This window comes from Streptomyces sp. NPDC040718, from assembly GCF_055593565.1.
In genome coordinates, this window is record NZ_JBVIXO010000001.1 from 1 (window position 1) to 11,729 (window position 11,729).

The 11,729-nt window shown below is 70.4% G+C and carries 10 protein-coding genes; 2 read left to right on the forward strand and 8 right to left on the reverse strand.

Annotated elements, in window-relative coordinates:
- Positions 1 to 449: 449 nt before the first annotated feature.
- On the reverse strand, positions 450 to 2,135 hold the full coding sequence (locus tag ACZ597_RS00005) for a ribonuclease J (protein ID WP_405978311.1): 1,686 nt from the start codon (positions 2,133 to 2,135) through the stop codon (positions 450 to 452).
- A 114-nt stretch (positions 2,136 to 2,249) separates the two neighbouring features.
- Entirely contained in the window at positions 2,250 to 3,149 is a 900-nt protein-coding gene (gene dapA / locus ACZ597_RS00010; RefSeq protein WP_471322841.1) for a 4-hydroxy-tetrahydrodipicolinate synthase, read from the reverse strand.
- 511 nt (positions 3,150 to 3,660) lie between these two features.
- Between dapA and ACZ597_RS00015 the strand changes: the two genes are divergently transcribed.
- Both ACZ597_RS00015 and ACZ597_RS00020 read left to right on the forward strand, forming a co-directional pair.
- Positions 3,661 to 3,912 (forward strand): hypothetical protein, encoded by a 252-nt coding sequence (locus ACZ597_RS00015; protein ID WP_471322844.1) that lies wholly within the window; start codon positions 3,661 to 3,663, stop codon positions 3,910 to 3,912.
- 48 nt (positions 3,913 to 3,960) lie between these two features.
- Positions 3,961 to 4,512, forward strand: a complete 552-nt coding sequence (locus ACZ597_RS00020; protein WP_471322847.1) for a hypothetical protein — start codon at positions 3,961 to 3,963, stop codon at positions 4,510 to 4,512.
- Positions 4,513 to 4,584: 72 nt separating this feature from the next.
- Here the strand turns inward: ACZ597_RS00020 and ACZ597_RS00025 are convergent, their stop codons facing one another.
- From ACZ597_RS00025 to eccD, 6 genes are all read right to left on the reverse strand, one after another.
- On the reverse strand, positions 4,585 to 5,028 hold the full coding sequence (locus ACZ597_RS00025) for a hypothetical protein (RefSeq protein WP_471322850.1): 444 nt from the start codon (positions 5,026 to 5,028) through the stop codon (positions 4,585 to 4,587).
- 15 nt (positions 5,029 to 5,043) lie between these two features.
- A complete protein-coding gene (gene dapB / locus ACZ597_RS00030; protein ID WP_471322853.1) occupies positions 5,044 to 5,796 on the reverse strand; it encodes a 4-hydroxy-tetrahydrodipicolinate reductase in 753 nt (250 codons plus the stop codon).
- Positions 5,797 to 5,829: 33 nt separating this feature from the next.
- Complete coding sequence (locus tag ACZ597_RS00035; protein WP_471322856.1) at positions 5,830 to 7,209, reverse strand: M16 family metallopeptidase; 1,380 nt, start codon at positions 7,207 to 7,209, stop codon at positions 5,830 to 5,832.
- A complete protein-coding gene (locus ACZ597_RS00040; RefSeq protein WP_471325032.1) occupies positions 7,206 to 9,425 on the reverse strand; it encodes a polyribonucleotide nucleotidyltransferase in 2,220 nt (739 codons plus the stop codon). The genes ACZ597_RS00035 and ACZ597_RS00040 overlap by 4 nt, the downstream gene beginning before the upstream one ends.
- Before the next feature lie 287 nt (positions 9,426 to 9,712).
- Positions 9,713 to 10,000 carry a 30S ribosomal protein S15 gene (rpsO, locus tag ACZ597_RS00045; protein WP_008737721.1) on the reverse strand — a complete coding sequence of 96 codons (288 nt, stop codon included), beginning with the start codon at positions 9,998 to 10,000 and terminating at the stop codon, positions 9,713 to 9,715.
- 171 nt (positions 10,001 to 10,171) lie between these two features.
- Complete coding sequence (gene eccD / locus ACZ597_RS00050; protein ID WP_471322859.1) at positions 10,172 to 11,635, reverse strand: type VII secretion integral membrane protein EccD; 1,464 nt, start codon at positions 11,633 to 11,635, stop codon at positions 10,172 to 10,174.
- Positions 11,636 to 11,729 lie beyond the last annotated feature (94 nt).

Below are 11,729 nucleotides of genomic sequence, written 5' to 3' on the forward strand. Positions count from 1 at the left end.
TCTGGCGTTGATTTTTGGCACGCTGTTGAGTTCTCAAGGAACGGACGCTTCCTTTGTACTCACCCTCTCGGGCTTTCCTCCGGGCTTTCGTTCTTCGTTCTTGCGTTTCCGACTCTATCAGAGTCTTTCTCGCTCGCTTTCCAGATCCTTCGCTTTCGCGCTTTCCCTTTCCGGCGGTTCCGACTCTATCAGACTCTTATCCTTGTCGTTTCCGACTCGGTTTCGAATTCCGATGGCCTTCGGGGGGCCTTTCCCTTTCGGGTGGATCAGACTTTATCAGGTTTCCCTGAGTGCTGATTGCCACCCGCTCGCACACGGCAACGGGCACACGTGTGTGCCCGGGTCCCTGCGAGGTGGAGACGCAAACGTACTGGAGCGGGGCCCCCGGACGCAAATCCGGTTGCCCCGCTCCAGTGAGGTCGCTACGTACGCGCAGGCGTACGCCGAGGTCAGACCTCGACCACGACCGGGAGGATCATCGGGCGGCGGCGGTAGCTGTCCGACACCCACTTGCCCATGGTCCGGCGGATGAGCTGCTGGATCTGGTGCGGCTCCGCCACGCCGTCGGCCGCGGCGCGGGCGATGGCTTCCTCGATCTTCGCGCTGACCGGCCCGAAGGCCGAGTCCTCGATGCCGGATCCGCGGGCCTGGATGTTCGGGCCGCTGACGACCTTGCCCGTGGTGCTGTCGACCACGACGTAGACCGAGATGATGCCCTCGTCGCCGAGGATGCGGCGGTCCTTGAGGGAGGCCTCGGTGACGTCGCCGACCGAGAGGCCGTCCACGTACACGTAGCCGGCCTGGACCTTGCCGGAGATGCGGGCCTTGCCGTCGATGAGGTCGACGACCACGCCGTCCTCGGCGATGACGATGCGGTCCTTCGGAACGCCCGTCATGGCGCCGAGCTCGGCGTTGGCGCGCAGGTGGCGCCACTCGCCGTGGACCGGCATCAGGTTCCGCGGCTTGCAGATGTTGTAGAAGTACAGCAGCTCGCCGGCGGAGGCGTGGCCGGAGACGTGCACCTTGGCGTTGCCCTTGTGCACGACGTTGGCGCCCCAGCGGGTCAGGCCGTTGATCACGCGGTAGACCGCGTTCTCGTTGCCCGGGATCAGGGACGACGCCAGGATCACGGTGTCGCCGGGGACGATCCGGATCTGGTGGTCGCGGTTCGCCATGCGGGACAGGGCCGCCATCGGCTCGCCCTGGGAACCCGTGCAGACGAGCACGACCTCGTCGTCCGGCAGGTCGTCGAGGGTCTTGACGTCGACGACCAGGCCGGCCGGCACGCGCAGGTAGCCCAGGTCGCGGGCGATGCCCATGTTGCGGACCATGGAGCGGCCGACGAACGCGACGCGGCGCCCGTACTCGTGGGCGGCGTCGAGGATCTGCTGGATGCGGTGCACGTGGCTCGCGAAGGAGGCCACGATGATCCGCTTCTGCGCGCCCGCGAAGACTCCGCGGATGGCGTTGGAGATGTCGCGCTCCGGCGGGACGAAGCCCGGGACCTCGGCGTTCGTCGAGTCCGAGAGGAGGAGGTCGATGCCCTCTTCGCTCAGGCGCGCGAAGGCGTGCAGGTCGGTGAGGCGGTTGTCCAGCGGGAGCTGGTCCATCTTGAAGTCGCCGGTGGCGACCACCAGACCCGCGTCGGTGCGGATGGCGACGGCCAGGGCGTCCGGGATGGAGTGGTTGACGGCGATGAACTCGCAGTCGAAGGGGCCCAGGTTCTCGCGCTCGCCTTCCTTCACCTCAAGGGTGTAGGGGCGGATGCGGTGCTCCTGGAGCTTGGCCTCGATGAGGGCGAGGGTCAGCTTGGAGCCGATCAGCGGGATGTCCGGCTTCTCGCGGAGAAGGTACGGAACGGCGCCGATGTGGTCCTCGTGGCCGTGCGTGAGGACGATGCCCTCGATGTCGTCGAGGCGGTCACGGATGGACGTGAAGTCCGGCAGGATCAGGTCGATGCCCGGCTGCTCCTCCTCGGGGAAGAGCACGCCGCAGTCGACGATCAGCAGACGGCCGTCGAACTCGAAGACGGTCATGTTGCGGCCGATCTCGCCGAGACCGCCCAGCGGGGTGACCCGGAGGCCGCCCTTGGGGAGCTTCGGCGGTGGGCCCAGTTCGGGGTGCGGATGACTCAAAGGTTCTCCTTCACCACGCGCGCCACGTACCCCTCAGGCACGTGGCGCGCATGTCAATCGTGCACTTGCGTTTCGTCTGTTTCGTTCTTGCTTATTCAGTTGTGAAGTCTGTTGTCAGAGCTGTACCCCGCCCGCGGCAAGATCGATCTTGAGCTGCGCCGTCTCTTCGTCGGTCAGGCCGATGAGGGGCAGGCGCAGCGGGCCGGCGGGCAGGCCCTGGAGGGACAGGGCCTTCTTGGTGGTCATCACGCCCTGGGTGCGGAACATGCCCGTGAAGACCGGGAGCAGCTTCTGGTGGATCTCGGTGGCCTTCTGGACGTCGCCGCCGATGTGGGCCTCCAGCATCGCGCGCAGCTCGGGGGTGACCACGTGGCCGACGACGGAGACGAAGCCTACGGCGCCGACCGACAGGAGCGGCAGGTTCAGCATGTCGTCGCCCGAGTACCAGGCCAGGCCGCTCTGGGCGATGGCCCAGCTGGCGCGGCCCAGATCGCCCTTGGCGTCCTTGTTGGCCACGATCCGGGGGTGCTCGGCCAGCCTGACCAGGGTCTCGGTGTTGATCGGGACACCGCTGCGGCCGGGGATGTCGTAGAGCATGACCGGCAGCTCGGTGGCGTCGGCGATGGCCGTGAAGTGCTGGAAGAGGCCTTCCTGCGGCGGCTTGCTGTAGTAGGGCGTCACCGCGAGGAGGCCGTGGGCTCCGGTGCGCTCGGCCTGGCGGGCGAGCTCGAGGGTGTGCCGGGTGTCGTTGGTGCCGATGCCGGCTACGACGTGGGCGCGGTCGCCGACCGCTTCGAGTACGGCTCGTACGAGGTCGTTTTTCTCCGCGTCGGTGGTCGTGGGGGACTCACCGGTGGTGCCGTTGATGATCAGGCCGTCGTTGCCTGCGTCCACCAGGTGGACGGCGAGACGCTGCGCGCCGTCGAGGTCAAGTGCGCCATCAGCCGTGAACGGCGTGATCATGGCGGTGAGGACCCGCCCGAAGGGGGTCTGCGGAGTCGAGATCGGAGCCATGGGTAACACGCTACTCGCTGCCATGCTCGCGGTGTCCCCTCGGGGGACGTCAACAGGCGGTGCCGCCCGGCGGGAGCCGGGAGGGTGTTGGATCCCGGCACTGCCTGCTCGGGGGTTCAAGCAGTGCCGGGTCCGTTTGATCAGCCTAGATGAACTTTACGAAACGCCGCAATACGGACACTTGGGACTTGTTCCCGTACATGCGTACGCCACGCGTGTATCAGCCCTTACGGGGCAACGCGCCCGTCGGGGTCGAAGGCCGCACAGGTCGGCGGCACGGGCTTCGCCCGGCGCTGCTCCATCCCCCCCGACGACCGTCCCGGCCCCCTGCTGCGGGGAGGACGGGGTGCGGCTCCGCCGGGGCGGGCGCAGAGCTGACGGCCCGCCATGAATTTTGCTTAATGTCCCGAATTCCGGCACCGATCGGCCCGTTCGTTCGTCTGTCCAGGAGAGAGCACACCATCCGTCAGAACCCGGGCCCAGAGCCCCGACCGTGAGGAGAGTCGCCACCGTGTTTCGCCGGCGCGAACCCGTCCCCTTCGCCTTCGTCGCCGAGGCCGAACGTTTCCGGAGCAACGTCACTCCGCCGCCGCGCGAGAGTCTGAGCGCCGCCCAGCTCACCGCCCGTAGTCTGGTCGGACTGACCGTGGTGGCGGGGCTCGTGGGCTCGCTGCTCTTCGGCATACCCGCACTGCAGCCGTACCAGGCGTCCGACCGGCCCGCGGGGACGGCGCAGCAATCGGAGGTGTCCGGGGGGCGGTAGCCTCTCGGGCACAGCCCAACCGAACGTGCATGTGAGTGAGGTCCTGCCGTGCCCCTGCCCTTCCTGACGGCCGACGGCGTCTTCGACGCACACGAGGACGAAGCCCTCCCCCATGTGGATCCCGAGCGGTGGCGGCGCCCCTACCGGCCCGGCCCCTGGCGGGTCGCCGGTGCCTCGGTGCTGCTGCTGCTCGCCGCCTTCATGCTGCTGGCCACGGTGATCATCGCCTTCGCGGGCACCTGGACGGGTGCGGGCATCGCCCTGGCCGCCTCGCTGACCGTGGTCGGCTCCGCGCTGCGGATCCTGCGCTCCGGCGTGTGGGTGAGCCCCTCCGGGCTGCGCCGGGTCGGCTTCTTCGGGACCCGCTCGGTCGTCTGGAGCCAGGTCGAGAAGGTGCACAAGGTCCAGCAGCCGGTGCGCTGGCTGGGACTGCCCCGGACCGTCCAGGGGCAGGCGCTGACGGTGGCCGCGCGCGGCAAGGAGCCGGCGGTGCTGCTGACCGACCACAACGCCGACTTCCTGGCCCGGGGCGAGGCCTTCGACCGGGCCGCCGGCCAGGTGGAGGCGTGGGCCGAGGAGTACCGGGGCGTGCCCGCCTGACGGCGGCGCAACGGCACGAGGGCCCGTACGGGGATCGTCCTGTACGGGCCCTTCTCGTTCGCGCGTACGCGGCTACGCGCGCGCCTGGTGCAGGGCGATGGCCCGCTGCATGGCCTTGCGGGCCCGCGGGGTGTCGCGGGCGTCGTGGTAGGCGATGGCGAGGCGGAACCAGGTGCGCCAGTCCCCCGGCGCGTCCTCGGTCTCCGCCTTGCGGCGTGCGAAGACCTCGTCGGCGGAGTCCCGCAGGATCCGGCCGTACTGGTCCCGTTCCAGCTCGTCGACGGGCAGGCCGCCCTCGGCCTCCAGCTCCGACGCGAGCTGGTTGGCCCGGGTGACGAAGCGGGTGTTCATCCAGAGGAACCAGATGCCGATGACCGGCAGGACGAGCACGGCCACGCCGAAGGTGACGGTGAGCCAGGTGCCCTGCTGGATCAGCAACAGGCCCCGGCTGCCGACCAGGACGAAGTAGACGACCAGGACGGCGGCCGTGACGAGATAGGTGATCTTCGCGCGCATGGTGCTACTGCCTCATCAGCCGAGGTCGAGGAAGTTTTCCAGGCCGAAGGTGAGGCCCGGGGTCTGCGTCACGCGGCGGGCGCCGAGCAGGATGCCCGGCATGAAGCTGCTGTGGTGCAGGGAGTCGTGACGGATGGTCAGGGTCTCGCCCTCGCCGCCGAGCAGTACCTCCTGGTGGGCCAGCAGGCCGCGCAGGCGGATGGCGTGCACGGGGACGCCGTCGACGTCGGCGCCGCGGGCGCCGTCGAGGGCCGTGGCGGTGGCGTCGGGCTGGGCGCCGAGGCCGGCCTCGGCGCGGGCGGCCGCGATGAGCTGGGCCGTGCGGGTCGCGGTGCCGGAGGGGGCGTCGACCTTCTTCGGGTGGTGCAGCTCGACGACCTCGACGGACTCGAAGTAGCGGGCGGCCTGGGCGGCGAACTTCATGTTGAGGACGGCGCCGATGGAGAAGTTCGGGGCGATGAGCACCCCGGTCTCCGGGGAGGCGGCGAGCCAGGTGTTCAGCCGGGCGAGGCGGTCCTCGTTCCAGCCGGTGGTGCCGACCACGGCGTGGATGCCGTGGCCGACGAGGAAGTCCAGGTTCCCCATGACCGAGTCGGGGGTGGTCAGCTCGACGGCGACCTGGGCTCCCGCCTCGGCCACCTGCTCCAGCTTGTCGCCCCGCCCGAGGGCCGCCACCAGCTCCATGTCCTCGGCGGCCTCGACCGCCTTGACCGCCTCGGAGCCGATGCGGCCCCGGGCGCCGAGGACTGCCACGCGCAGCTTGCTCATTCGTTGCTTCCTTAAGGGTGCGTGCGTACGGGTCTAGGCGACCGCTTCGTCGAGTCGGGCGGCCTGCTTCTCCTTGAGGGGGCCGATCACCGCCAGCGAGGGCCGCTGGGCCAGTACATCCCGGGCGACCGCGCGGACGTCGTCCGGGGTCACCGAGGCGATGCGGGCCAGCATGTCGTCGACGGACATCTGGTCGCCCCAGCACAGCTCGCTCTTGCCGATGCGGTTCATGATCGCGCCGGTGTCCTCCAGGCCGAGGACGGTGGAGCCGGAGAGCTGGCCGATGGCGCGCCGGATCTCCTCGTCGGTGAGGCCTTCGGAGGCGACGGTGTCGAGCTCCTGGCGGCAGATCCGCAGCACGTCGTGGACCTGGCTGGGCCGGCAGCCGGCGTAGACGCCGAAGAGGCCGGTGTCGGCGAAGCCGGAGGTGTACGAGTACACGCTGTAGGCCAGGCCGCGCTTCTCGCGGACCTCCTGGAAGAGCCGGGAGGACATGCCGCCGCCGAGGGCGGTGTTCAGCACGCCGAGGGCCCAGCGGCGCTCGTCGGTGCGGGCGAGGCCCGGCATGCCGAGGACCACGTGGGCCTGCTCGGTCTTGCGGTTGACCAGGTCGACGCGGCCGGCGGTGCGGATCCGCTTGGTGCCGGTGCGCGGGCCGAGCGGGACGGCGTCGGTGTGCTTGAGGGCGCCGGCCTTCTCGAAGGCCGCGCGGACCTGGCGGACGACCTTGTTGTGGTCGACGTTGCCGGCGGCGGCCACGACCAGGCGGGTCGGGTCGTAGTGCTTCTTCCAGAAGCGGCGGATCCGGTCGGCGCCGAGGGCGTTGATGGTGTCGACGGTGCCGAGCACGGGGCGGCCGAGCGGCGAGTCCCCGTACATGGTCTGGGCGAACAGGTCGTGGACCATGTCGCCCGGGTCGTCCTCGGTCATCGCGATCTCTTCGAGGATGACCCCGCGCTCGGCGTCGACGTCCTCCTCGCGGATCAGCGAGCCGGTGAGCATGTCGCAGACCACGTCGATGGCCAGCGGCAGGTCCGTGTCGAGGACGCGCGCGTAGTAGCAGGTGTACTCCTTCGCCGTGAAGGCGTTCATCTCGCCGCCGACCGCGTCGATCGCGGAGGAGATGTCGAGGGCGGTCCGCTGGGCGGTGCCCTTGAAGAGGAGGTGTTCCAGGTAGTGGGTGGCGCCGTTGAGAGCGGGCGTCTCGTCGCGCGAGCCCACGTTGGCCCAGATGCCGAAGGTGGCGGAGCGGACGGAGGGCAGCGTCTCGGTGACGATGCGCAGTCCGCCGGGCAGGACCGTGCGCCGGACGGTGCCGATGCCGTTCTGGCCCTTGAGGAGAGTTTGGGTACGGGCGACGGCCCGCCCCTCCGAAGAGGGGCGGGCCGTCACACGGGAACTACGCGACGTCACTTGTCGGAGTCGTCCTTGTCGGCCTCAGCGGCTTCCTCGCCCTCGATCACGGGGACCAGGGAGAGCTTGCCGCGCTGGTCGATCTCGGCGATCTCGACCTGCACCTTGGTGCCGACCGCGAGCACGTCCTCGACGTTCTCCACGCGCTTGCCACCGGCGAGCTTGCGGATCTGCGAGATGTGCAGCAGGCCGTCCTTGCCGGGCATGAGGGAGACGAAGGCACCGAAGGTGGTGGTCTTGACGACCGTACCCAGGTAGCGCTCGCCGACCTCCGGCATGGTCGGGTTGGCGATCGCGTTGATCGTGGAGCGGGCGGCCTCGGCGGCCGGGCCGTCGGCGGCACCGATGTAGATGGTGCCGTCGTCCTCGATCGTGATCTCGGCGCCGGTGTCCTCCTGGATCTGGTTGATCATCTTGCCCTTGGGGCCGATGACCTCGCCGATCTTGTCCACGGGGATCTTGACGGTGATGATCCGCGGGGCGTTGGGGGACATCTCGTCCGGCGTGTCGATCGCTTCCATCATCACGTCGAGGATGTGGAGGCGGGCGTCGCGGGCCTGGGTCAGGGCCGCGGCCAGGACGGAGGCCGGGATGCCGTCGAGCTTGGTGTCGAGCTGGAGCGCGGTGACGAACTCCTTGGTGCCGGCGACCTTGAAGTCCATGTCGCCGAAGGCGTCCTCCGCACCGAGGATGTCGGTGAGGGCGACGTAGTGGGTCTTGCCGTCGATCTCCTGGGAGATCAGGCCCATGGCGATGCCGGCGACGGGGGCCTTGAGGGGCACACCGGCGTTCAGCAGCGACATGGTGGAGGCGCAGACCGAGCCCATGGACGTCGAACCGTTGGAGCCGAGGGCCTCGGACACCTGGCGGATCGCGTAGGGGAACTCCTCGCGCGTCGGCAGGACCGGCACGATCGCGCGCTCGGCGAGCGCGCCGTGGCCGATCTCGCGGCGCTTCGGGGAGCCGACGCGGCCGGTCTCGCCGACGGAGTACGGCGGGAAGTTGTAGTTGTGCATGTAGCGCTTGCGGGTCACCGGGGAGAGGGTGTCCAGCTGCTGCTCCATGCGGAGCATGTTGAGGGTGGTGACGCCCAGGATCTGGGTCTCGCCACGCTCGAACAGCGCCGAGCCGTGCACGCGCGGGATGGCCTCGACCTCGGCGGCCAGGGTGCGGATGTCGGTCAGGCCACGGCCGTCGATGCGGACCTTGTCCTTGATGACGCGCTCGCGCACCAGGGCCTTGGTCAGGCTGCGGTAGGCGGCGGAGATCTCCTTCTCGCGGCCCTCGAAGGCCGGGAGGAGCTTCTCGGCGGCGATCTCCTTGACGCGGTCCAGCTCGGCCTCGCGGTCCTGCTTGCCCGCGATGGTCAGCGCCTGGGAGAGCTCGCCCTTGACGGCGGCCGCGAGGGCCTCGTACACGTCGTCCTGGTAGTCCAGGAAGACCGGGAACTCGCCCTCGGGCTTGGCGGCCTTGGCGGCCAGGTCGGCCTGGGCCTTGCAGAGGACCTTGATGAAGGGCTTCGAGGCGTCGAGGCCGGCGGCCACGATCTCCTCGGTCGGCGCCTCGGCGCCGCCCTTGACCAGGGCGATGGTCTGCTCGGTGGCCTCGGCCTCGACCATCATGATCGCGACGTCGCCGTCCTCCAGGACGCGGCCCGCGACGACCATGTCGAAGACGGCGTCCTCGAGCTCGGTGTGCGTCGGGAAGGCGACCCACTGGCCGCGGATCAGCGCGACGCGGACGCCGCCGATCGGGCCGGAGAAGGGCAGGCCGGCCAGCTGGGTGGACGCGGACGCGGCGTTGATCGCGATGACGTCGTACAGGTGGTCCGGGTTGAGCGCCATGACGGTGGCGACGACCTGGATCTCGTTGCGCAGGCCCTTCTTGAAGGAGGGGCGCAGCGGGCGGTCGATCAGGCGGCAGGTGAGGATCGCGTCCTCGGAGGGGCGGCCCTCGCGGCGGAAGAAGGAGCCGGGGATCTTGCCGGCCGCGTACTGGCGCTCCTCGACGTCCACCGTGAGGGGGAAGAAGTCGAGCTGGTCCTTGGGCTTCTTCGACGCGGTGGTCGCGGAGAGGACCATCGTGTCGTCGTCCAGGTAGGCAACGGCGGAGCCGGCGGCCTGGCGGGCGAGGCGGCCCGTCTCGAAGCGGATGGTGCGGGTGCCGAAGGAGCCGTTGTCGATGACGGCCTCGGCGTAGTGGGTCTCGTTCTCCACTAGCGTTTTCTCCATTTTCGTCGTCTCCGTCCGCCACCCGTGTGGTGGTGGACGGTTGCGGAGAAGCGCTCCTGGCGTGCGGGCCGGTCTTCGATCGAAGCACCCGGGTCTCGGCCCCTCCGACGGGGCTTTCCGGATGCCACTACCGAGGACCGGCGGCGTAGGGAGGGCGCTCCTCCTCTTCGGTTGTGCGCTGTGTCCCAGACTACAAAGCGTCGGGTACGTCGCGCACGTACAGCAAAGGGAGCGGCCCCATCGGTGTGGGAACCGCTCCCTTCACAGTGTGCTTACTTGGCGCCGGCCGCACCGCGGCGGATGCCGAGGCGCTCGACCAGCGTACGGAAGCGCTGGATGTCCTTCTTGGCCAGGTACTGCAGCAGGCGGCGACGCTGGCCGACCAGGATCAGCAGACCACGACGGGAGTGGTGGTCGTGCTTGTGGGTCTTGAGGTGCTCGGTCAGGTCCGAGATGCGGCGGGACAGCATCGCGACCTGGACCTCGGGAGAGCCGGTGTCGCCCTCCTTGGCACCGAATTCGGCGATGAGCTGCTTCTTCGTAGCGGCGTCGAGCGGCACGCTTACTCCTTGGTTTGGTCTTCGTGGCCACCGAGTGCCCCAGGTCGAATTCGCTGGGGAGCTTCCGTAACTCGGGAGGCGAGGTCCGCTGGGCGCTGTCTCCAGAGGTCTCCGGGGACGCGTACACAAACGGCCGTCACACAGCGTACCAGGCTGCCGGGTCTCGCCGTCTCAGCTGGTGAGAGAGCGGGCGCGGCCGTATACGTCGAGCACCGCCAGGGCCAGCGGGACCAGGCTGAGCAGGACCGCGGCCTCGGTGAGGTCGAGCAGCCTTCCCCAGAAGGGTGACAGGCCCTTGCGGGGGATGACAAGCGAGATTCCCACGAGGAGGGCGGCTCCGGCGGCGACGGCGGCGGAGAGCCAGACCGTGCGTTCGAACGCCAGATCGACCGGCGTGCGCAGGGCCAGGCCCAGGACCAGCAGGCCGACCGCCGCCAGGCCCGCGGCCAGGGCGCAGACCACCTGGGAGGTGTAGCGGAAGAGGCGGGCGCGCAGCAGCATCGCCAGGCCGGTGGCCAGCGCCAGCAGGCGCCCCCAGGTGCTGTCGGAGAAGCCGAGGACGGCGGCGGCTCCGACCGCGACCGCCGCGCACCCCCCGACGAGGCCGAGGAGCATCTCGTGCCCCCGCCGGGCCTGGGCGGCGATGGCCTCGGCGTCGAGCGGGGCCGCCTGCGGGTCGGCGGCGCCGTGGTCGGCGTACGGGTCGGCGTCGTGGCGGTCCGGGGCCTCGTATCCGGGGGCCGCGCTCTGCGGGGCGGCGTACCCGATGGGCAGCCGGGCGAAGCGGGCGGACAGGGCGGGCAGGAAGGCGACGAGCCCGATGGCGACGGGGGCGCACACGGCGGCCGCGGCCGTGGCGGAGGCGTCGGCGGCGATGGCGCCGAAGGAGGCCAGGGTCCCGGTGGCCGCGAGGAAGGTGGTGGCGACGAAGGGGGCGTCCCCGTCCGGGGTGAGCGCGACCAGCGCGACCGAGGCGACCAGGACGCAGGCGCAGCCGAGCAGGAACTGCAGCCGGCCGGGTCCCTGGCCGGCGCCGGCGGCGACGGCGCCGGAGCCGGCGATCAGCAGGTGCGGCAGGGCGCCGAGGCCGAGGGCCACGGCGGAGCCGCGGTCGCGGTAGACGCGGGCCCGTACGCCGGCGGCGGCGGTGAGCAGCAGGCCCACGGCCCCGGCGATGATCCCGGGGAGGCCGTGCATGTCGTGCCGGACCGGGTCGGCGTACCAGAGGACGAAGCCGAGCAGGACGAGCAGCAGCGCGGCGCCCGCCAGGCCCGCCCCGCGGAGCATGTCGTCGCTCCAGCGGTGCCGGTCCCGGACGACGGCGGAGGCGACGGCGTCGGAGACGTCGTCGAAGACGGCCGGCGGCAGGGACTCGGCGAAGGGGCGCAGGCTGAGCACCTCGCCGTCCAGGACCTGCTGGGCGGCGAGGGTGCGGGCGCCGTCGAGGACGGTGCCGGAGCGGCGGACCAGATGGAAGCCGGTGGGGGTGCCGACGGGCTGGGTCTGGCCGGTGAGGCGCAGCAGTTCGGGGTAGACGTCGGCGACGGCGATGTCCTCGGGGAGGGCGACGTCGATGCGGCTGTCCGGTGCCACGACGGTGACCCTGCAGAAACCGGTCGCCTCGGCCGTACTCACCTGTGTGACCCCCTGGTTGGCGCCGCACCGCCGCGGCGGCGGTCGGTTCGCGGATGCGCATGGCGCGGCCGTCACCCTACCCGGAGGCCGCCCG

Excerpts from the sequence above, each read along its gene's own strand:
- dapA (WP_471322841.1), bottom strand. The coding sequence starts at position 3,149 with ATGGCTCCGATCTCGACTCCGCAGACCCCCTTCGGGCGGGTCCTCACC.
- ACZ597_RS00025 (WP_471322850.1), bottom strand. The coding sequence starts at position 5,028 with ATGCGCGCGAAGATCACCTATCTCGTCACGGCCGCCGTCCTGGTCGTC.
- dapB (WP_471322853.1), bottom strand. The coding sequence starts at position 5,796 with ATGAGCAAGCTGCGCGTGGCAGTCCTCGGCGCCCGGGGCCGCATCGGC.